Origin of the sequence: Nocardia vaccinii NBRC 15922 (genome assembly GCF_001613305.1) — a bacterium.
GTDB lineage: Bacteria > Actinomycetota > Actinomycetes > Mycobacteriales > Mycobacteriaceae > Nocardia > Nocardia vaccinii.
Genome location: NZ_BDCC01000028.1, coordinates 69,388 through 90,919, shown reverse-complemented (window position 1 = coordinate 90,919; position 21,532 = coordinate 69,388). Strand labels below are relative to the sequence as shown.

17 protein-coding genes and 2 pseudogenes are annotated in these 21,532 nt (G+C 67.4%); 9 read left to right on the top strand and 10 right to left on the bottom strand.

Translation table 11 applies throughout. The features are described 5' to 3' along the window. The first annotated feature begins 16 nt into the window (after nt 1-16). Entirely contained in the window at nt 17-1,855 is a 1,839-nt protein-coding gene (locus NV1_RS18990) for an APC family permease (protein ID WP_067893264.1), read from the top strand. On the opposite strand, the gene NV1_RS18985 is transcribed toward NV1_RS18990, so the two are convergent. From NV1_RS18985 to typA, 5 genes are all read right to left on the bottom strand, one after another. Beyond that, nucleotides 1,852-2,271: a hypothetical protein gene (locus NV1_RS18985; protein ID WP_067893262.1), complete on the bottom strand. Its 420-nt coding sequence runs from the start codon at nt 2,269-2,271 to the stop codon at nt 1,852-1,854. The genes NV1_RS18990 and NV1_RS18985 overlap by 4 nt on opposite strands. Before the next feature lie 20 nt (nt 2,272-2,291). Continuing rightward, complete coding sequence (locus tag NV1_RS44580; protein WP_169541910.1) at nt 2,292-2,450, bottom strand: hypothetical protein; 159 nt, start codon at nt 2,448-2,450, stop codon at nt 2,292-2,294. Between the two features lie 82 nt (nt 2,451-2,532). Continuing rightward, nucleotides 2,533-3,459, bottom strand: coding sequence for an N-acetyl-1-D-myo-inositol-2-amino-2-deoxy-alpha-D-glucopyranoside deacetylase (gene mshB / locus NV1_RS18980; protein WP_067893075.1), 927 nt, complete (start codon nt 3,457-3,459; stop codon nt 2,533-2,535). Beyond that, nucleotides 3,456-5,255 (bottom strand): ABC transporter family substrate-binding protein, encoded by a 1,800-nt coding sequence (locus NV1_RS18975; protein WP_067893073.1) that lies wholly within the window; start codon nt 5,253-5,255, stop codon nt 3,456-3,458. The genes mshB and NV1_RS18975 overlap by 4 nt, the downstream gene beginning before the upstream one ends. Nucleotides 5,256-5,612: 357 nt before the next feature. Further along, a complete protein-coding gene (gene typA, locus NV1_RS18970; RefSeq protein ID WP_067893071.1) occupies nt 5,613-7,514 on the bottom strand; it encodes a translational GTPase TypA in 1,902 nt (633 codons plus the stop codon). A 188-nt stretch (nt 7,515-7,702) separates the two neighbouring features. Between typA and NV1_RS18965 the strand changes: the two genes are divergently transcribed. Beyond that, nucleotides 7,703-7,996, top strand: coding sequence for a 4a-hydroxytetrahydrobiopterin dehydratase (locus tag NV1_RS18965; RefSeq protein ID WP_067893069.1), 294 nt, complete (start codon nt 7,703-7,705; stop codon nt 7,994-7,996). Between the two features lie 27 nt (nt 7,997-8,023). Here NV1_RS18965 and NV1_RS18960 read toward each other — a convergent pair whose 3' ends face one another. Continuing rightward, nucleotides 8,024-9,265 carry a mannosyltransferase gene (locus NV1_RS18960; protein WP_084525517.1) on the bottom strand — a complete coding sequence of 414 codons (1,242 nt, stop codon included), beginning with the start codon at nt 9,263-9,265 and terminating at the stop codon, nt 8,024-8,026. A gap of 352 nt (nt 9,266-9,617) precedes the next feature. Between NV1_RS18960 and NV1_RS18955 the strand changes: the two are divergent. Both NV1_RS18955 and NV1_RS18950 read left to right on the top strand, forming a co-directional pair. Continuing rightward, nucleotides 9,618-10,388, top strand: a pseudogene (locus tag NV1_RS18955) (Rv1157c family protein); the annotation flags it as partial. Nucleotides 10,389-10,746: 358 nt separating this feature from the next. Continuing rightward, nucleotides 10,747-11,061 carry a hypothetical protein gene (locus NV1_RS18950; protein ID WP_067893260.1) on the top strand — a complete coding sequence of 105 codons (315 nt, stop codon included), beginning with the start codon at nt 10,747-10,749 and terminating at the stop codon, nt 11,059-11,061. Between the two features lie 42 nt (nt 11,062-11,103). Here NV1_RS18950 and NV1_RS18945 read toward each other — a convergent pair whose 3' ends face one another. After that, entirely contained in the window at nt 11,104-11,826 is a 723-nt protein-coding gene (locus NV1_RS18945; protein WP_067893063.1) for a DUF1906 domain-containing protein, read from the bottom strand. A 231-nt stretch (nt 11,827-12,057) separates the two neighbouring features. After that, nucleotides 12,058-13,179 (bottom strand): hypothetical protein, encoded by a 1,122-nt coding sequence (locus tag NV1_RS18940; RefSeq protein ID WP_067893062.1) that lies wholly within the window; start codon nt 13,177-13,179, stop codon nt 12,058-12,060. Nucleotides 13,180-14,224: 1,045 nt separating this feature from the next. On the opposite strand from NV1_RS18940, the gene NV1_RS18930 reads away from it, so the two are divergent. The 4 genes and pseudogenes from NV1_RS18930 to NV1_RS18915 all read left to right on the top strand — a co-directional run bounded on the left by NV1_RS18930 (nt 14,225) and on the right by NV1_RS18915 (nt 18,365). Next, a complete protein-coding gene (locus tag NV1_RS18930; RefSeq protein WP_067893258.1) occupies nt 14,225-14,875 on the top strand; it encodes an ABC transporter permease in 651 nt (216 codons plus the stop codon). Next, nucleotides 14,868-16,088, top strand: a pseudogene (locus tag NV1_RS18925) (ABC transporter ATP-binding protein); the annotation flags it as partial. The gene NV1_RS18930 and the pseudogene NV1_RS18925, both read left to right, overlap by 8 nt. 547 nt (nt 16,089-16,635) lie before the next feature. Next, complete coding sequence (locus NV1_RS18920; RefSeq protein ID WP_067893060.1) at nt 16,636-17,394, top strand: ABC transporter permease; 759 nt, start codon at nt 16,636-16,638, stop codon at nt 17,392-17,394. Then, entirely contained in the window at nt 17,391-18,365 is a 975-nt protein-coding gene (locus NV1_RS18915) for a glycine betaine ABC transporter substrate-binding protein (protein ID WP_067893059.1), read from the top strand. The genes NV1_RS18920 and NV1_RS18915 overlap by 4 nt, the downstream gene beginning before the upstream one ends. Before the next feature lie 13 nt (nt 18,366-18,378). Here the strand turns inward: NV1_RS18915 and NV1_RS18910 are convergent, their stop codons facing one another. Both NV1_RS18910 and NV1_RS18905 read right to left on the bottom strand, forming a co-directional pair. After that, nucleotides 18,379-19,044, bottom strand: coding sequence for a GNAT family N-acetyltransferase (locus NV1_RS18910; RefSeq protein ID WP_067893256.1), 666 nt, complete (start codon nt 19,042-19,044; stop codon nt 18,379-18,381). A 243-nt stretch (nt 19,045-19,287) separates the two neighbouring features. Then, complete coding sequence (locus NV1_RS18905) at nt 19,288-20,238, bottom strand: helix-turn-helix transcriptional regulator (protein ID WP_067893058.1); 951 nt, start codon at nt 20,236-20,238, stop codon at nt 19,288-19,290. A gap of 104 nt (nt 20,239-20,342) precedes the next feature. On the opposite strand from NV1_RS18905, the gene NV1_RS18900 reads away from it, so the two are divergent. Further along, the gene (locus NV1_RS18900; protein WP_067893056.1) at nt 20,343-20,972 is read left to right on the top strand and encodes a TIGR03086 family metal-binding protein; all 630 of its coding nucleotides are present in this window, start codon (nt 20,343-20,345) and stop codon (nt 20,970-20,972) included. Nucleotides 20,973-21,532 lie beyond the last annotated feature (560 nt).

Here is a 21,532-nt window from a genome sequence, read left to right as displayed (position 1 = left end):
GCGTTCAATGGTGCGTATGGCGCAGACGCGGCAGAGGAGTATTTCCGAGCGGCCGATCGCGGACCGGCGGCTGCGCCGGCATCAACGCGGCGACGAATTCCGGCTGACCGCGCTGGGCGGCCTTTCGGCACTGTCGCTGGACGCACTGACCAGCGTCGCCTACGGCCCCGAATCGATCGTGCTGATCCTGGTCACCGCCGGGGCCGCCGCGGTCACCTGGACACTTCCGGTGTCACTGGCGATCGCCGCCCTGCTGGCCGTGCTGGTCCTGTCGTATCGACAGGTCATCGCCGCACATCCCGACGGCGGCGGCGCATACGCCGTGGCGAAGAAGGACCTGGGCCGGGGCGCCAGTCTGCTCGCAGCGGCCAGTCTGGTCGTGGACTACGTACTCACCGTCGCGGTCAGCCTGGCGGCCGGGGCAGCGAGCCTGGCCAGCGCGTTCCCGGCCCTGGCGGGACATCTGCTGCTGATCACGCTGATCGGCCTGGCTGTGCTGACGGCGATCAACCTGGTCGGAGTCGCGGAATCGGCGAAAGTCCTGATGGGCCCGACGATCGTGTTCATACTGGCCATCGTCGCCGTCATCGTGGTCGGACTGGACCGATCCGGACCGGTCGAGGTCATCGGCACCGATATGGGACCGATCTCACCGACCGCCGGCATCGGAATCCTGCTGCTACTGCGGGCATTCGCTGCCGGATGCTCCTCACTGACCGGTGTGGAAGCGATCGCCAACGCTGTCCCGTCGTTCCGGACGCCCGCGGTGCGCCGCGCCCAGCACACCGAGATCGCGCTGGGTGTGCTGCTGGGTCTGCTGCTGCTCGGACTGGCGGTATTGATCGGGAAATACCACACCGTCCCGCGCGGCGATGTGACCGTACTGGCCCAGCTCGCCGCGGGTGCGTTCGGCACCGGCTGGGCGTTCTACGTCACCAATCTCGCGGTGACCCTGGTACTGGTCCTGGCCGCGAATACCAGCTTCGGCGGCCTGCCGGTCCTGCTGGCACTCCTGGCCAAGGATCACCGCGTACCGCACATGTTCGGAATGCGTTCGGAGCGACCGGTTTTCCGTTACGGCGTCACCGCCCTGGCCCTGCTCGCCGCGATCGTCCTGGTGGTGGTGCACGCCGACACGCATCGACTGCTACCGGTCTTCGCGATCGGCGTCTTCATCGGCTTCACGCTGAGTCAGGCGGGCCTGGTGCGGCATTGGCGACATCAGCGCGACCCCGGCTGGATTCGACGCACCGCCCTCAACGGGTTCGGCGCGATCCTCACCGCCATCGCCGGAATCGTCTTGCTGGCCGAGAAATTCACCGAGGGCGCCTGGCTGCTGCTGATCATCGTGCCCGTACTGGTGGTGCTGTTCGCGCGCACCGAACACTATTACGCCTCGATCGCCGAGCAGCTGGGTATGGGACTGATCCCACCGAAGCCACTACCCGCGGGCCCCACGCTGGTGGTGGTTCCGGTGGTGACCGTCAGCATGATCACCGAACAGGCGCTCGAGGCCGCGAAGCGCATGGGTGGACAGACCATCGCCGTGGCCGCGGCCATCGATCCGGGCGCGACGAAGAAACTCAGCGCGAAGTGGGAGAAGTGGGATCCGGGCGTGCCGCTGACCGTGCTGCCCTGCCCCAACCGCAGCCTGGTCGCCACACTCGTCGGTTACGTCCGCAAGCAGACCGCCGAGGGTAAGCGCGTCACGGTCCTGCTCGCTCAGATCGACACTCGGCACTGGTGGCAGCGTCTGCTGCACAATCCGCGCGGCCCGGTGCTGGCCGCGGCCCTGCGCAGCCGCACCGACGCGATTGTCGCGACATTGACCGTTCACCTGAACCGGGAACGTTAGCGGGTGGCGGCCTTCCCCGAATTGCGTGCGGGCAGGATGTAGCCGCGCCAGAACAGATACCAGCCCGCGGGGACGATGCCGCAGGCCAGGAACAGCGGAGTGGTCCAGCTGTCGGTGAGGATCACATCACCGCCGGGACCGGTGGTCAGGCACACCACGAAACCGACGAGCCACGCCAGGACCGGCAGCGACATCGTGGCCGGGCGCGAAACCACGGTCCCCATGCCGAGCACCAGCACCAGGTTGATCACCGCGGCGAAGGCCGCACTGATCGGGAACGGAGTCGCGCCGATATAACTCGGCAGATAGAGCACCTCCACCGCGAAGGTCAGCAGTCCGTTGAACACCAGCAGCAGCACCAGCGCGACACCGGCCAGCACGAACCCGGGCCGCTGCTCCTGAGCCGGGGAACCCACACGGCCGATCGCCGGGGCCGTCACGGGACGGGCGGGAAGCCGAGCAGCGTCAGCAGGTGACTCTGCATATCGACGAACGAGTACAGCACCGACAGATACAGGTCGTGTTGCGCCTGGAAATGTGGCTGCTGACTCTGAACGAACGCCACGATGGCATCCTGCAGACTCCAGTTGTACATGCCGCTCAGTCTAGAGCTGCCCCCGCACCACCGCGCCGGGCATCACAAGATCGCGATGGAGTCCCCGGCCAGGGCGGCGGTGTCAGCGTTCGCGCGGCACGTCCAGGCCCGCGAACAGGTCGTGTTCGCGGCCGTCGGGGCCGACCTCACCGCGCCGCCCGCGCACGAGAATGTAGTGCTCTTCGGGCAGGATCGGCTGGGCGATATCGTTCGAGAGGGCGAATTCGCGGCCGGACGGGGCCACGGTGACCTGGGTCGCGTGCGCGCGCAGTGCCGCGCGTTTGGCGGGCAGAACCTCGGATACGTCTATGGTCGCTGTCACCGATTCGCTTGGCACGCAAGGCAATTCGCCCTCGGTGGGCAAGGTCCAACCGGCCGGGAGGGCACCGGGGAGCCGATCGACGGTGCGCCGGGCCAGAGCCTCGGTGTGCAGGCGCAGCACCGTGGCATCGGTGACGGACCAGTAGAGTTTCGGTACGTCCCAACCTCTTTCGGCGGCGCGATCCACGGCATCCATCGTGATCCGGTGTGCGCGAAGATGATCCGGATGCCCGTACCCACCCCCCGGGTCGTAGCAGACCACCACCGCGGGCCGGACGTCGAGCAGGATCCGCACCAGAGCCTCGACGGCGGCGGCACCGGATTTCACGAACGCCCGGGGGTGCAGTGCCGCCTCCGATTCGCGGGGCGCCGCGGTGGTGCCCGACATGCCCGAGTCCCGCCAATGCCCGGCGCCGCCCAGGAACAATGCCGGACCGGCCGCCAATTCCGCGAGGGCCCTGGACAATTCGCCGATCCGGTAACCGCCGAGCTGATCGGCCGCCGAACTCACCAGTTGCGACCACTTCTCGCCGATGACCTCACCCTCCTCGCCGAGGGTGCAGGTCACCACGGTCACCGGCACGCCCCGGCGCCGATAGTGCGCTATGGTGCCGCCGGTGTCGATCGTCTCGTCGTCCGGATGCGCGTGCACCAGCAGCAGCCCGCCGACCGGGGCCTTCCCGGTCACGACAACCGCCGCCAGTTCGCCGCGCCGCCGAAGATACCCACCTCGATCGAACCGCTGAGCGATACGCCGTCCATCCGCGGCCCGGCCGCGGCGACACCGTTGTCCTGCACGATCGGCAGCACCGTCCCGAGCCCCCACAGCTTCGGCTCCGCCTCGGCGATCGCCTTGGGCGAATCGATACCGCGCAGGGCCGCGTCGATCTGCGGTTGCAGGGTCGGATCACACACCCCGGACACGTTGCCCGGAGCCTTGCGGATCGCCTCGGCCTGCGACGACGAACTCTCGGGCTGCCCGGTCGGCACCGCGGGGGGACAGCCGTACCGCGAGGCCAGGACCGTCGCCGGATCGCCGCCGGCCTGCTCCCAGCCGACGATCGCGTCGACGGTGCCGTCGAGCAGATCCTTGCCGTAGAGCTCATCGGCGGGCAGGTTGCGCACGCTGGCATCGATTCCGGCACTGCGCAATTGGTCCGCGGCGGTGTTGGCGACCGCGAGCGCGGTCGTATCCTTGTCCACCGCGCCGATCCGAATGGTCAGGGTCTTACCGTCCTTGGCGACCTGTCGCGGCTGCGGGGCGGGCGAGGTCGTCGAATTGGTGGGCGGCGTCTCGGGCGCCCGCGCGAAACCCGCCTCGGCCAGCAGCCCGAACGCCTGATCTGCGCTCATGCGCGGCGGCTCGGTCGGGACGTACCCCGGATCCGACGGCGAAAGTATCTGTGCCCGAGCCGGTTCCACCCAACTGCCGGTCTGCGCGCCGACGGAGGCCAGCAGTCCGGGATCCACCAGCCCCAGTACCGCGCGCCGCACCCGAACGTCGCTGAGATCACCGGTCCGACCGTTGAGCACCAGTTGCATCACCCGGGCCTGCGGCATGGTGGCGGTCCGCACCGACGGCACCGCGCCGAGTTGCGCCTGCGTCGCCCCGGTGCCGTGCACCAGCGCCATCTGCGCGTCGCCCGAGCGCAGCGATTCGGCCACCTGAGCGGTGGTGCCGCCGCCGCGCAATTGGATCTGATCCGGCACCGCCGGTGTGCCCCAGTACCGGTCGTTGCGTTCGAGCAGGATCTCCTCGCGGCCGGCGTCGGCCTGTTTGACCCGGAACTGCCCGCCGGAGATCGGATTCTGGTCGATCAGGCCGCGGTCCAGGGTCAGCGCCCGCTCGAATCCGCCGGGCGCGTCCTTGAGCAGATGCGAAGGCAGCAGATCGGTGAACATACTCCGCCACGCCGGATAGGCGCCGTTCATGGTGACGGTCACCGTCTTACCGCCCTGCGAGGAACCCACGTCGGTGATCATCCGATAACCGGCCGGATCCACCACGCCCGGTTGGGTGATCATCTGTTGCCACAGATAACGGAAATCCTCCGCCGCGATCGGCGCCCCGTCGGACCAGGACGCCTGATCCTGGATCTTGTAGGTGATGGTGAACGGATTCTGCGACGTCACATCCGCCGACACCATCAGCGCGCCGTCGGGCACCCAGTCGGTGGCACCCGGTGTGCTGGGTGAGGGCACCGGCCGGAACGGGCTCGGGAACACCATCGAGGCAACCGCATCGGTGGCCGGAGACTGATTCGACCGCAGATGCGGATTGAACCCGATCCCGATATCGTCCACCGCCACCACCACCGTGGTCTTGGTCGGCGTGGCGGGCAACGTCTTCGGACTGTCGGTGCTCTCGATCGGCGGCGGCGGATTCGCCGTACACCCGGCGAGCAGAGTCACCGAAGCCGCCAGCACCAACGCCACAACACACCGCAGCACCGTGGCACGCCGCTTTGCGCAAGCCCCCGACATCACGCTCGGCACTGTAACAGTGTCTTCGGCCTCCGTTCCGCTCCGGCGGGCCGCGGCCCCCGAAGGGCCGCGGCCGAATATCGGCCTTGTCCACGGTGGGCGGAACCGGGCGAACTCGGGCTTCGTCTGCTTTTCTCGGGTCACAGTCCGATCCCTCTACACACTCTCGGCATCACTCCACCACTCGGCCCCGGTGCCGTCACCGACCGGTCCGGTGACACTGCTTCCGGAAGCCTCGCCAGAGGCACACATCCGACCTCACCGGATGACGCGGGTCTCGGACGTCCTTGTCGCACACATCGTAAGATACTGTGCGACAAGGTTTTTACGCTTCGTGACGACCAACGAGAAGTCCGGTCAGGCGTTCTGCGCCGCCCGGTCGCGGGCCTTGCGGCGGGCGGCCTCGCGACCCCGCTCGGTGGCGCCGAGGATGACCTTGCGCACCCGCACCACCTCCGGGGTCACCTCGACGCACTCGTCGGCGGCGCAGAATTCCATCGCGCCCTCGAGGTCGAGCTGCAGCGGCTTGGCCAGGGTCTCGAATACGTCGGCCGTGGCCGAACGCATATTGGTCAGCTTCTTCTCCCGGGTGACGTTGATGTCGAGATCCTCCGCGCGCGGGTTGATCCCGACGACGTGGCCCTCGTAGGTGTCCGCGCCCGGCTCCACGAAGAACTGGCCGCGGTCGGCGAGCTGGATCATCGCGAACGGGGTCACCGAACCGGCGCGGTCGGACACCAGCGAACCGGTGTGCCGGGCGCGGATCTCACCGGCCCACGGCGCGTATCCGTCGAAGACGGCGTTGGCGATGCCGGTGCCGCGCGTTTCGGTCAGGAAGTCGGTGCGGAAACCGATCAGGCCGCGCGAGGGAACGATGAACTCCATTCGCACCCACCCAGCGGAGTGGTTGCTCATCTGCACCATCTTGCCCTTGCGAGCGGCCAGCAACTGCGTGACCGCGCCCAAGTACTCGTCGGGGCAGTCGATGGTCAGCTCCTCGAACGGCTCGTGCACCTTGCCGTCGACCTGCTTGGTGACCACCTGCGGTTTGCCGACGGTCAGCTCGAAACCCTCGCGGCGCATCTGCTCGACCAGGATGGCCAGCGCCAGCTCACCACGGCCCTGCACCTCCCAGGCGTCCGGGCGGCCGATGTCCAGCACCCGCAGCGAGACGTTGCCGACCAGTTCCTGGTCCAGCCGCGACTTCACCATGCGGGCGGTCAGCTTGTGGCCCTGCGTGCGGCCGACCAGCGGTGAGGTGTTGGTGCCGATGGTCACCGAGATGGCGGGCTCGTCGACGGTGATGCGCGGCAGGGCGACCGGATTGTCCACATCGGCGAGGGTGTCGCCGATCATGATCTCCGGGATGCCGGCGATGGCCACGATGTCGCCCGCGACGGCCTCCTCGCCGGGCGTGCGCTCGACGCCGATCGTCTTCAGCAGTTCGGTGATCTTCACGGTCTTGACGCCGTCGCCGTGCATCCACGCGACGTTCTGGCCCTTGCGCAGGGTGCCGTTGTGAATGCGGACCAGCCCGATCCGGCCGAGGAACGGCGAGGCGTCCAGGTTGGTGACATGCGCCTGCAGCGGGGCCGACGGGTCACCCTTGGGCGCGGGCACACACTTCATCAGGACCTCGAACAGTTCGTCGAGGTTCTCCGCATCGGGCGCGTTGCCGTTGTCGGGACGGCTGGTGGACGCCTTGCCCTCACGTCCCGAGGCGTAGAGCACCGGCAGGTCCAGGGCCAGCTCGGCGGCCTCGGACGCCTCGTCGTCCAGGTCGGAGGCCAGATCCAGGAGCAGATCGTGACTCTCCTCGACGACCTCCTCGATCCGGGCGTCGGGCCGGTCGGTCTTGTTGACCACCAGGATCACCGGCAGCGAGGCGGCCAGCGCCTTGCGCAGCACGAAACGCGTCTGCGGCAGCGGGCCCTCGGACGCGTCGACCAGCAGGACGACACCGTCGACCATGGACAGCCCGCGCTCCACCTCACCGCCGAAGTCGGCGTGGCCGGGGGTATCGATGACGTTGATCACCGTGACGCTGCCATCGGCGTTGTGCCGGTGCACCGCGGTGTTCTTCGCCAGGATCGTGATGCCCTTCTCACGCTCCAGGTCACCGGAGTCCATGACCCGGTCCACGAGCTCGGCGCGTTCGGCGAAGGCGCCGGACTGCCGCAGCATCGCGTCGACCAGCGTCGTCTTGCCGTGGTCGACGTGCGCCACGATGGCGACGTTGCGGAAGTCGACAGACGACACGTTGATTCCTCCTGCTGAAAATGAAGTGGTTGCCGGCCAACCCTCGCCGTAGAGGGTCCGTACAAGACAGGTGGAGACAACTCACCGGGCATGCGGCCGGCTACAGCGTACCGAAATCAGGTGAGGGCTCCCGCCTCGACCTGATCCGATCGGCCCACGAGGCGGATCGAGAGGGGTACAACCGGGGTATGGGTACTCCATTGCTCTCCGAGGAAGAACTGCGCACCGCACTCGCGGACCTGCCGGATTGGACCCGTACCGGCGACAACATCACCCGCACCGTCGAGGCGTCGTCGTTCCCGGCCGGGATCGATCTGGTCCACCGGGTCGCCGCCGTGGCCGAGGAGGCGAATCACCATCCCGACATCGATATCCGCTGGCGCAAGGTCACCTTCACCCTGTCCACCCATTCCGCCGGTGGGCTCACCGCGCTGGACGTGACGTTGGCGAAGCGGATCGACCAACTCGCACAACAGAATTGACGCTGCGACTGCGCGGTGGCGTAGGGATTACGCGGTGACGTAGGCCCCGGATTTCACCCGGAACCGATCACGCCGGGTCCAGATCAGCCACGTGTAGAAGCCCAGCACACCGATCACGTCCACCGCGCCGAGCCAGGCCAGCGCCCCCGGCCGGGAGATCTTCCAGATCGTGGGCTGCGCGAACGACAGCACCCACGGCACCCCGATCAGGGCGTTCACCAGCCAATATCCCGCTACCACGCGGACACCCACGGCCGCGCGCAACGGCCCGTACGCGAGCCACAACAGCAGCGGCAGCAACCAGACCCAGTGATGCGACCAGGAGATCGGCGACACCATCAATCCGAGCAGCTGCACCACCAGCAGCGCACCCATCCGATCGTCCGGTTCGAGCGCCCGCCAGGCCAGCGCCGCGAGCGCCACGACCACCACCACCCACGCGATCCACCAGGGACCGAACGGAATTCGATGTCCGGCCAGATGCCAGGGTGCGCCCGCATCGTGTCCGAGGATGCGGCTCAGCGCCCCGCGCAGTGACTGGTTCCACACCGAACCCACCGGCCCGATGCGGTTCGCATCCCCGACCAGCGGCCCGAAATACGTCCGCGTCTCACCTGGCGAGAGCGCGTAACTCAGTCCGATCGTCGCGGCGAACGCCACCGCCGAGGCCACCGCGGCGGCCCAGCGTCGCTGGGTCAGGAAGTAGAGCCCGGTGATCGCCGGGGTCAGCTTGACGCCCGCGGCCACGCCGACCAGCAGTCCGGACCACCACCAGCGCGCGGATCGCGCCGCCAGCATCACCGCGAGCATCAGGAAGACGTTGACCTGGCCGTAGTCGATGGTGGTGCGCACCGGTTCGAGCCACAGTCCCAGTGCGGTCCAGCCCAGCGCCGCGGTGCGCCAACGACTCTCACGTGCCGCCTCACCCAGGATCAGACCGAGGGCCAGGCGCACCACCGCGTACAGCGCCGCGGCGATCAGCAGCAGCCACACCACGGCAACCGCGGTGAACGGCAGGAAGTGCAGCGGCCAGAACACCACCGCCGCGAAGGTCGGATAGGTGAACGGCAGCGGAAAATCCGGCGTCTTGTCCGCATAGGTGAAGTCGTAGAGATGGCCGCTGCCCAGCGAGGCCGCCCCGTACACGTAGACGTGCAGGTCGACCAGATTCATTCCGTTGGGCGAGAGCAACATCCACAACATTCGCGCCAGAACCGACAGGCCCAGCACCGATGCGGCGATCGGGCGGGCGCGAGGAGCGGTCCACATTTCTCCGAGCCCCGCACTGCTGCTGGGCGCCGTTCGGAGATCTGGGTTCACTGCGAACAACTTTCGGTCGGGTCGGCGGGCCGGCTCAAGACTAATCACACCGTCCCCACACTTCGCGAACCCGTGACACGGCGAACCCGTGACACGCCCGGTACCATTTGCCCCATCAATCCCATAAGCACCACTGGTCACGCGATATATTCCGAGCATGTACCGAATAACTTGCCATTAGCTGAACAGAAGATCGCGGCTGCGCTGTACAACACCCTGCTCACTCCCTAGAGTGGCACGGCGTACGCGGTGCGCCCTCGCATCGCATCTCGACGTACCCGAGCTAAGGACGGCTACACCAGTGCTTCGCATCAGAGGAACGCGGTTCGCATTGTCGGTGCTGGCCCTCGCGGCCGGCGCGGCCCTCACCGCTTCGACCACCGCCATCGCCGCCCCGGCCGCGCAGACCCAGGCGAATCCGCCGCTGGTCCCGGAGGGTGTGCCGGTGGACGCGCTGGTCTCACTGGCGCCCGCCATCGTCGGCGCCGCGGCGGCCACGCAGGTCTCCAGTCCGGCGCAGCAGTCGCTCCTGGCCCAAGCACAGCAGGCGCTCAATTCCTCGGGCCTGCCCCCGTCGGTCAAACAGACTCTCGGCGCGCTGATCGCCTTCCTCGACGGTAGCAACGGCGGCGGGCCCGACATCCCCAAGAATGGGCCGACCATCGCCCAGTTCCTCTACCCGAGCATCGGCAAGGACTGCATCGGCCCGGGCTCGGATTCGGTCGGCACCGCACTGGCCGTACCCGGCCCCGCCGAACTGCCGCCCCCGGGCCCCAAGGCCGGCCAGACCGGATTCGTGTTCACCGCCCTGGGCACCAAAGGTCTTACGCCGCAGCAGAAGACACCGATGACGGTGCAGTGGATCAACCTGGACAGCGGTCGGGGCGGCACGCTGGCGCTGACCGATGCCGCGCACATCAACCCCGGCGGACCGGCCACCCTGTCCGCGATCGCCAACACCGGCTCGGGACGGGTCGTCGCGGTGGTCTCCGGTTCGCTGACCACGCAGCCCGCCGCCGACAAGGCTCCGATCACCTGCTCGTTCCTGCCGACCCTGGGGTTCTTCACCGTCCCCAATGCGGCACGGGCCTCCGTGCCGCAGGCCGAGACCCCGGCCAAGCAGCCGCAGGCGCAGACCCACGTCAAGCCGCAGCAGGCCACGCAGCCGCAGGCCAAGGCACCGGCGGCCGCACCGCACGCATAACCGCATTCGGCCCGGTCCAACGGGCTCGACGCCAGATCACACCGGAGTGTCGCCCAGCGCGACACTCCGGTTTTTTGGTCTTGATACAGCGTAGAACTCTTGCGAATTGTGATAGACCGCATATATGTCGACTGTCGATCAGCTCGTACGGTCCGCATCGTCCGCCTCCGATTCCGACCGCGCGAAACCGGAGTTCACCCGGCGCGGCCGCGCCGGGCGCTCGATCATGTCCCGCCGGTCCTACAAATCGGTGCTCTCCACGCGTTCGCATCGATCGATCCTGTCGATCCGCTCCGAACGCTCCATCCTGTCCATCGGATCGGCCTATTCGGTGCTGTCCATCGGTAGCGTCGGATCGGTGCTGTCGGTCGGCTCGATCGGCTCGTTCTTCAGTCTGGGGTCGGTCCTGTCCGGAATCTCCCGCTGGTCACTGCTGGCCTGGATGGGCGACCGCGAAGCCCCCGAGGCGCGCCCGACGCTCCGCGTCGTCGCCGAAGAGCCCGACCTGTCGAAAGACCCCACCTGCCACTGCCAGACCTGAGGCAGGATTTTCAGCTTCCGCCGAACCGTTGCGGGACCTCGGTCACCACTGGCCGTAGTTCCTGGTGAGGATGGTGTTCAGGTCGACGCTGATGTTGTCGAGGGTGCACTTGTTGATCTGGAATTGGTGCAGGTTGGCTGCGGGGTGGACGAATCCGGCCGGGGTGCCCCAATCGTGTTGCCAGAAGTACGTTCCCAGTCCGGACACGCGGGCGAGTTCGATGGTGGGGGCGTTGGCGTAGACGCCGAGGCGATCGTTGCCGATCACCGATTGCCATCCGGCCAGGTAGGGGGCGATCATCCGGGCGAATTCCAGCACGGAGGGGTTGTCGTCGATGGAGGCGTAGATCGGCGCCGAGTCCGGGCCCCCGGCGGCGCCGTGCAGATGCAGGCCGCGCCCGGCGCACTGCTTGCCCGCCTCCCTGCCGCCGCGCCAATCCGCCGTGGGGCCCTTGCCGTACTGGTAATTCGATACGACCGTGAGCCCGGCCTCGTGCAGCGCGTCGACTTCCCGGGCCCGTAGCGGTTTGCCCGCCATCCATTCCGCGCCCGGCCGCCGCTCCGAGACGTACCGGATCGCACCGGCATGTCCGGCCGAGCGGATGGACGCGGCCGAGGGGACTCCGCCCGCATAGTCGACCAGCGTGCCCAGGCCCGGCCGCTCGGCCGAGGCAGGAGGTGCGAGTGCGGTGACGGTGGCGGCCCCGGCCACGGTACCGGCGGCATATCCGAGGAGGGTGCGGCGCGAGATCGGCACGGAACGCATCGGCGAGACTCCTTCGGCTCAGTGGAACTGCATACTCGCGTATCTGCCCTGTACTGCCCGTTGGAACCGCCGACGCACCCGGCGCACCTTCCCCAATGACATCGTGATTGCCATCTGCGCGCCAGGCACCTCGACGTGAACCAATTTCACCACACTCACATGAGAACCGCCATCCTCACGGGGCACATCAACCACACACGCACCAGAAATCCCCCCTGTCTCAGCGGAGTGTCAGCCGGTGGCCGCGGTGATGCGGTCCGCGACGTCGATGATGCGTATCGACGGATCGGCGAGTTCGGTCACGACGACCCGCGCCACCTGGGCCGCGATCTGCCCACGGATGCCGCCGAGCACGCCGAGCACCCGGGCCCGGCGGGTCTGGGCCCGTAGGTCCACCGCGATGTCCTGGGCGTCGGGCGGTACGGCATCGATGACGACGAACAGCGGGTCCGCCGCCCGCACGACGAGCACCAGGGGAATTTCCACCTCGGCGCGATAACGGTTGTCGCTCAGGACGGCGACCGTGATATCCAACGTGACGGGGATGCTCAGCTCGAATTGCACCGGATCCCCGGCCCTTTCGAACAGCCGCGGCATCCGCACCGCGCCCCTCACATCGACCGTGGCCGCCCGGCGCGGTCCGGCGCGCAGCGGACCGACCTGGACGTTCCGCCCGGCCAACCCCTCGACGACCTCGCGCACCCGGGCCGCGGTGACGATGCGTGGGAAGAATCTGCGCCCGAATTCCGCGTAGTCGATCCAGTTGAACTGCCCGAGCGCCCGATGTTCCGAACGGACGCCGTTCATGATGGCCTCGACGTCGAAGACGCGGGCGCGGCGAGCGGCCGGATCGGCGAGCATGCCGTTGACCCGATTGGCGACCTCGCGCTGCACGAGCGTCGCGATCGGATCCATCAGCAGATCGATCGCGTTGCCGACGGCCTCGGCACGGACCACGAAACTGACATCGCGCCCGCGCACGCGCGGAATATCGATGACGATCAGCAGCGGGTCCGCGGTGCGCGCGTGCAGTGTGAGATCGATCTCCACGACCGCTTCCAGGCGAAACTGCCTGCCCCCGAGGGTCACGGTGAGGTGCAGCGATACCGGCAGTCCGACCTCGAAGGTCACATGCGGGTCATTGCGCACGATCTGCGGTTTGCCGACGTTGCCCTCGGCCACGAACCCCGCCAGCCCGGACGGGCCGATCGAGAACGGACCTATGGATATCCCCCGCCCGGCCATTCCCGCGACCGCGGCCTCGATTCGTGCCGGCGTCACCGCGGCAGCGACGAACCGTTCGCCGAACTCTTCGTAATCGATCCAGGCAGGGGGCTTGCTGGACTGTCGCATGAGTTACCGAAACCTCGCTGTGCCGGATGGTGCGCCTGCCGAAACCGATCCCACGCCCGAGCGTACCGATGCCCGGCTCCAGCGCGCGAATACGACGCAATGACACGACATACAGAGCGATCGGCGAGATGAAGTAGCGCCCCCGGTGTGCAAGTCCCTGTCCTGCCGATGAGGGGGCAGCAGGACAGGGACCGCGTCGACGGCGCTGCCGGGCGCCGCCGGGTCCATAGTAAGGCTCGGCGCGCAGTGCGCCTCCCCCACCGGTCAGAAATACTCGCACGCCACAGGCGGTATTTCCCGAACGGCCGAGACCGACCTTACCCGTCCGATCGGCCCCGGCGTAACGAGATTTTTCTACCGCATCACACTCACTGCCACCACCGATGGGGAGAACACCCGTATCGCTGTCGGGCACCGACGCCCCGGGATACCCGAATACGCAGGTAGCGGCACGGATCGCGGCATATTTCCGCGCTGCCCGCGCCCGCGGCCTGGCACCGCTCGCCCGCTTCCGGCCGGAAGGAATCCGGCCGAACGCACGCGCTGCGATGGACCGCCGCATCCGAGATCCCCACTTTGCCACCACATAGCCCACTTGACGCATCACCGAATCCGCGGTCCCGGACACCCCGAAACGCGCGGCCGGCGGTCTACCGCGACTGCACACATTCACCCCTCATCTCGGCCTCGCCCCACCCGCATTCGATAAGACGTTCGATCGAGCAGCGCGGTTCCCCCGGCCCGAAAATTTCTTCGAGGCATTTCACCGGCGCCGACACATCTGTGCGCGCATCCACCCACGCGGTCGCACCGAATCGAACGGCATCGGCGCGCTGATCTCCATTTCCGTCGCCCGCCACACTCGAATGCTCGAAAGTGTCTCAGTTAGGCCATATTTCATCTCACTGACCGGGAAAGGCGCGGTCGCACGGAATATTTGGCGATCACCACCGCGAAAGATCGCACCGAAAGACAGAAATCGCACATCTCCGGCAACCCGCCGATACACTGTCCCGCGGATGTCGAGCCGCCGGAAGGAACCATCCTGGACACTCTGTGGACATATGTCGTCGATCACCGCACTCAGCTACTGACGGATTCGTATCTGCACGTTTCCGCGGTGGTGCAGTCGGTGGTGATCGCGACCGTGGCGGCGGTGCTGGTCGGCATCGTCGTCCATCGCAGTCCCTGGGGTTCGGCACTGGCCACCGCGGCGGCCAGCATCATTCTGACGGTCCCCTCCTTCGCCCTGCTCGGCCTGCTCATTCCGGTACTCGGTCTGGGCGTGCGGCCCACCGTCACCGCGCTCGTGCTGTACGCGCTGCTGCCGATCCTGCGCAATACGATCGTCGGACTCGCGGGCGTCGATCCGGCCGTGGCGGACGCCGCCCGCGGGGTGGGGATGAACCGGCTGCGGGTGCTCACCGGTATCGAACTACCGCTGGCCTGGCCCGCGATCCTGGCGGGTATGCGGGTCAGCGCCATGATGTCGATGGGCATCCTCGCGATGGCCGCCTATGCTAAGGGCCCCGGCCTGGGCAACATCATCTTCTCCGGCCTCGCTCGCCTCGGCAGCCCGACCGCGGTACCGATGGCATTGAGCGGCACGGTGCTGATCATCGTGCTGGCACTCCTGCTGGACGCCGTGCTCGCCCTCATCGGCCGCCTCACCACCCCCAGGGGAATCCGTGACTGATACCGCAACCGCCGGATCCGATACCGCAGAACAGCGGCACGGCGCCGAGATCGTGCTCGATTCGGTGACCAAACGCTATCCGGGACAACGGGAACCGGCCGTCGAGGAATTCTCGATCACCATTCCGGCCGGGGAGATCGTGGTCTTCGTCGGCCCCTCGGGCTGCGGTAAGACCACCACCATGCGGATGATCAACCGCCTGATCGAGCCGACCTCGGGCACCATCACCATCGACGGCCGGGATGTCGCGGGCATCAACGCGGATCGGCTGCGCCGCAGCGTCGGTTATTCGATTCAGCAGGCCGGACTGTTCCCGCATCTGACCGTCGCCCGCAATATCGCGACGGTGCCGGGGCTGCTCGGCTGGGATCGCAAACGGATCAACGCCCGGGTCGACGAGATGCTCGAATTGGTCGGCCTCGAACCCGCGACATTCCGTCGCCGCTATCCGCGTCAGCTGTCCGGCGGGCAGCAGCAGCGCGTCGGCGTCGCCCGAGCGCTGGCCGCCGATCCGCCGGTACTACTGATGGACGAGCCGTTCGGCGCGGTCGATCCGATCACCCGCGGTCTGCTCCAGGACGAGCTGCTGCGCCTGCAGGCCGACCTGCACAAGACCATCGTCTTCGTCACTCACGACTTCAACGAGGCGGTCAAGCTGGGCGACCGAATCGCCGTACTGGGCGATCGATCCCGCATCCTGCAGTACGACACCCCGGCCGCGATCCTGGCCGAGCCGGCCGATGACACCGTCGCCGGCTTCGTCGGCGCGGATGCCGCACTCAAACAGCTCACCCTCACCCGCGTCACCGATGTCGACCTGGGCCAATGCCCCACCGCGATCGAGTCCGACGCTCCGGACGCCCTGCGCGCCGCCTTGGCCGAGCGCGACTGGAAATGGGGTCTGATCCTGGATGCCCAGCGTCGCCCGCTGCGCTGGGTCTCGGCCGCTCACCTGGCGCACGCCGCGTCGTTGCGCGAGGCGGGCCAGCCGGTCGCCGGAACAGTCGCCCTGCGCGCCTCGCTCCAGGAGGCCCTGGAAACCCTGCTCGCCGACAGCACCGCCCACGCCGTCGTCACCGGCCGCCGCGGCGAATACGCCGGTCTCATCGCCATCGATACACTGGTTGCCCACCTGTCCGCCATCCGCGACGAACACTCCAGTGCCGCAATGGATTCCACCCCCTCGAATACCGACGCGGACCACGCGGGCACAGGCGCTGCGGCGAACATCGATGCCACCGCAACCGGCAGTGCGAGCGCCGACAGCGCCGAAGCATCAGATGCCGGAACATCCGGTAGCGGCGAGGCCAAGCCGCAAGCCGCCGAAACATCCGTTGTGCCTGCGCAATCCGCCGACGACACCACAGCCGGGGGGCAGGACGCCGGCGGCGCTGCTACAAAGGACACGCAAGATACCGCTGCGACGGCGCGTACCGGATCTGCGGGAGCGGACGCCGCCGATGCCGAAACCGGCAGTGCGAGCTCAAAAATCGCCGAGACGACCGATGCGGAGAATTCCAGCGGTAGCAGCGACGCGGGCGCAGAACCCGGCGAAACGCCCGATGCGCGTGTCGAATTGAGCGCCGAGGCGGCGTCCACCGAGGCAATCGACGCGGCCTGCGGTACCGCGAACACCGCCGAAACGGAACCGAATCCGGGCACACCGCCCCCGGCCGAGCCGGGCAGCGGCGAGGCGAAGTCATGACCGCGGGGGGCATCCGGCACAGCGTGCCGCGGACCGATTTCGGCGGGAAGCGCGTATGACCGCGATGGATCAGCGTACCGAGCGGCGGGCCGAGCTGGTGAGGCTGGCCGTGCAGCCGCTACTGGCGATCGTGCTGGCCGTCGGGGTGCTGTTCTGGGCGTTCCATCGCACGCTCACCACGACGCAGCAGGCCAGTATCACCGCGGCGAATATCGCGACCGTGGTGCGGCAGCACGTGTTGATCACCATTACCGTGGTGGCGATCGTCGTGGTGATCGCGGTGCCGCTGGGCACATTGCTGACCAGACCCGGATATCGCAGGCTCGCACCGTTTTTCGTCGGCATCTCCAATGTCGGTGCGGCCGCGCCGGCCATCGGATTGATCGTCCTGTACTACCTGCTCACCCAGAAGACCGGCTTCTGGGTCGGGGTCGCGCCGATCGCGTTCTATTCGTTGCTTCCGGTGCTGCGCAATACGATCCTTGGATATCAGCAGGTCGATCCGACGCTGGTCGACGCCGGACGCGGTCAGGGCATGTCGTCGGCAACGGTGCTGCGGCGCATCGAGTTTCCGCTGGCCGTGCCATATATCCTGGCAGGCCTTCGGACCTCGCTGGTGCTTGCGGTGGGCACTGCCACGCTGTCCTTCCTGGTTAGCGCGGGCGGCCTCGGCATCCTGATCGATACCGGATACAAGTTGCGCGACAACGTGACTCTGTGGGTGGGCGCACTGCTCGTTGTCGCCCTGGCGCTGGTCGTCGACTGGCTCGGCGCACTCGCCGAACAATTCCTCGGACCGCGGGGGTTGCGGTGAAACGTGCACTGCTGGCCACACTTTCAGCCGTGCTGTGTCTGCTCCCGGTATCGGGATGCGGGCTCGAATCCGGTGGCTCGGTGCCGCTGGAGGTCGGTCCGGGCAGTATCACTGCCGTACCGGAGCTGAAGGGCGTGCGGATCACGGTGGGCTCCAAGGACTTCACCGAACAACTCGTCCTCGGCTACATCCTGGAATTCGCCCTCACCGCGGCCGGCGCACAGGTGCGCGACCTGACCGACATCACCGGCTCCAACAGTCTGCGCGACGCCCAGTTGCACGGCCAGGTCGACATCGCCTACGACTACACCGGCACCGGCTGGATCAACTACCTCGGCAACGAGAATCCGATTCCCGACTCCGACAAGCAGTTTCAGGCGGTGCGCGACGAGGATCTGACGAAGAACGGCATGGTGTGGGCGGACCTGGCGCCGATGAACAACACCTACGCCATGGTCGTCAACGCGGCGGGCGCGGAGAAGACCGGCGCGAAGACACTGTCGGACTACGCGCGCCTGATCAATACCGATTCGAGTATCGGACCGACCTGCCTGGGTACCGAATTCAGTGTGCGCCCGGACGGTTTCCCGGGTATGGCCGCGAAATACGGCATCGATGTCGGCAGGGTGCACAAGCAGCTCATGCAGGACGCACTGGTCTATCCCGCGACCGCGAACAACACCTGCGAGTTCGGCTCGGTGGACACCACCGACGGCCGCATCAAGGCGCTGAATCTGCATCTGCTCGACGACGACCTCGGTTTCTTCCCGAAATACAATGCGGCACTGGTGATGCGGCAATCCTTCGCCGACACGCACCCGCAGGTGGCGAAGGTGCTAGCGCCGATCTCCCGGGCGCTGACCAACGAGACCATCACCGAACTCAACGGTCAGGTCGACCTGCACGGCGCCGAACCTGCCGTGGTCGCCAGGGACTGGATGGTCTCGCAGGGATTCGTCACGGCCCGATAGCGAACGGCGGCGATCAGGCGTTGAGCAGTTGCGGGCCGCCGTCGAGTTCGCGTCCGATGGTGGCGCGCACGGCCGGCCATTCCTCGTCCAGAATGGAATAGAAAGCGGTGCTGCGAACTTCGCCATCGAAGCCCCGCGAATGTGCGCGCCGGACTCCGTCGCTGGTCGCCCCCAGTCGCTCGATCGCCATGCGGGAGCGCATATTTCGCACGTCCGCTCGCAGTGCGATGCGGCGTACCCGCCACACCTCGAAGGCGTGCGTCAACATCAACAGCTTGGACTCCAGATTGATCCCGGCCCCGCGCGCCTGCGGGGACAACCAGGTATTGCCGATCTCGGCCGCGTCGGGTGTGGCCAGCAGCGGATCGTCGGACGGCAGCCCGTGCACGACCGGCCAGACCATCGGCCCCTGCCAGTAGTCGAACCGGCTGAATCTGGTCGATCCGAGAACCCGATCGTCCGTGGCGGAGACGATCGCGAATGCCAGCCCGGATCCGGCGGCATGTGCGGCCACGGCCTGCGTGACGTAGTCGGCGGCCTCCTGGGTCCCGTGCGGTACGGGCGTGTACGCATACGCTTCGCGATCCCCGGTTCCCGCCGCAGCGAGGCCCAGGACATGCTGTGGCGCAAGCGGTTCCAGTCGCACCAGACGACCGGTGAGAGTAACGAGTGCAGGCACGTTTCCCTCATTCTTTCGGAACGGTCTCCCGGCACACGTCGGACAGGTGCCGCCGCACCGGCCAGAACGCTCCGGATCGACGAACCAGCTCTGGCGCGCCAGCAGCAGCAGCATCGGATAGTGAGGTGAACGATAACGGAACACTGGCCGACCGCATCACAGGCTGAGTGTAAATTCCGCGCCGCTGCTCGCGTGTCGTCCAATGGGTCACAAAACCCCTGTGTGCGGATGGTTTCCGAGATCTCACGCCTGCGGGACGGCAGCCGCGTAGCGGCGCGCCAGGGTCCGGATGTGCGCCACCAGTTCCGGCGGGCCATCGACTCGGAAATCCATCATCAGCATGCTCAGATAGATCGCGATGGTCTCGAGCGTGTCCGCGCCGGTGAGCAGCAGACAGGAGTCCTCGTCGATCGACTCGACGACGCCCACCGTCGGATTGATCCGCGCGATGACCGTTTCGGCGGGCGCGAGAACGGTGATGCGGGCGTGCACTTGCCAACCGGCCGTGGCGATTTCACGCAGGACGAAGGCGACCAGGTCGTCCTCGGGCAGGGCTCGCGCTGCGAAATATCGTTCGGCTGCTTCGACATTCCGCCATGTGGCGACGGGTAACGCACGCCAGCAGTGAGTTTCGAGTTCGTAGCCGACCAGATACCATCGGCGCTGCCAGTTGATCAGCCGATACGGCTCGACCTGACGATCATCGATCCGCAGAGTACGTCCGGCGCGCACGGCTGCGGCCACGGTGGCCAGGGTCTGCGCGGTCACCGGGGCGTCCGGCTCGCGCGATCCCGTCACGGCGGGACCGATCTCGGTGGCGCTGCGCAGTGCGAATACCTTGCGTTGCAGGCGTTTCGGCAGGATCCTGTCCAGTTTCGCCAGTGCCCGCGCCACATTGTCACCGATATCGGCGATCCCGGTGGACCCGTCCTGCGCCAGTCCGATCGCGACGGCCACCGCGACCGCCTCGTCGTCGTCCAGCAGCAGTGGCGGCATCGTGCTGCCCTGGCCGAGGCGATAGCCTCCCGCCGCACCGCGTCCGGCGTGCACCGGATAACCCAACTCGCGCAGCCGGCTGATGTCCTGGCGCAAGGTGCGATCGGTGACGCCGAGACGTTCGGCCAGCTCACGTCCGGTATAGCTGCGGTCCTGAAGCAGCGACAGCAGTCGCAACGCGCGTGTGGTCGCCGTCACATCGAACTCCTCACCGGACCGTGTTCCATTAGGAATGAAATTAGCCTAATGGGCTCATAGCCTGGGTTCAACACCGAGAAAGACCAGCGAAAACGGAGATCAGGATGACCAACACCCAGCAGACCGGCACCACCGCGACCGAGGCTCTCGCTCCGGTGTGGCGCGAGGTCCTCGCAGCATCGCATCGCGCCCTCGCCGACGCCGTCGCCGAGGCGAAGGCCGAGTATCTGAACGCGATCACACCTTGCTCGGAATGGACTGTCGCACAGGTTATTCAGCACGCGGCCGCAGATCAGCGCGCCTACGCCGCGGCTCTCGGCGTCGGCCCCGGCCCCGCGTACGACCCGTTCGCCCCGTCCGGCATCCTCGACGATCCGGCAGCCCTGACCGCCGCGGCCCTGGAAGAAGCGGCTACCGCCTGGGCCACCGTCTCCGACGAAACCCGGTCGGTCCCCACTCCGCTCCCCCACGGCGAACTGCCCACCCCGATCGCCGCCGTCATGTGCGCCATGGACGCCGCCGTACACGCCTGGGACATCGCGACCGCAACCGGCCGCAAGCCATCACTCACCGATGAGCACGCCAACCACTTCCTCACCGCTGCAACAGATCTCGTGGAGCCATTGCGTCAGTGGGGTGCGTTCGCCGCCATCGTCCCGGGCGAGCCGTCCGATACCCCGGTAGATCGCCTGCTCCGCCACCTGGGCCGAAACCCCGGGTGGACCACCGCGTGAGCACTACGCCCGGGCGAGCCGCACCTCCCCACTCCCTCACCACCCCAACATGTCTCGTGCGTACGGCATCACCGGGCGCATACGCCGCAACCGCCCGGGCGAGCCGTAGGGCACCCCGGTGAATCGCCTGCTCCGCCACCTGGGCCGCAAGCCCGCGTCGCCTGCCGCATGAGCAACCCGCATACCTCGACGAGCGAATTTTCCACTTCCCCGGTGCTGCCACAACAGATCTCGCAGAGCTACTGCGTTGGGGACGTTCGCCGTGATCGTCCCGGGCGAGCCATCCGACACACCTCGGTATCTGCTACTCCACCACACGGGGCACAGACCTGCGCGGCGCGTGAGCGATCTTGCGCTGACGCTGGTACCGAACCTTCGGAACGTCGACGATTGCGTTGGTACGCGACATGTCCCGCAGTTCCGGCAACTGCCGCACCCGGAAACGATCGAGCAGCGCACGACCTGGTCGAGGGCGCGTGCGGCGGATCTCGGACGAAGCGCAACCCGGTTCGCCTTCGATGCGGCGCGTACGGGTAGCTCGACCACGAGCAGTGCAGTTG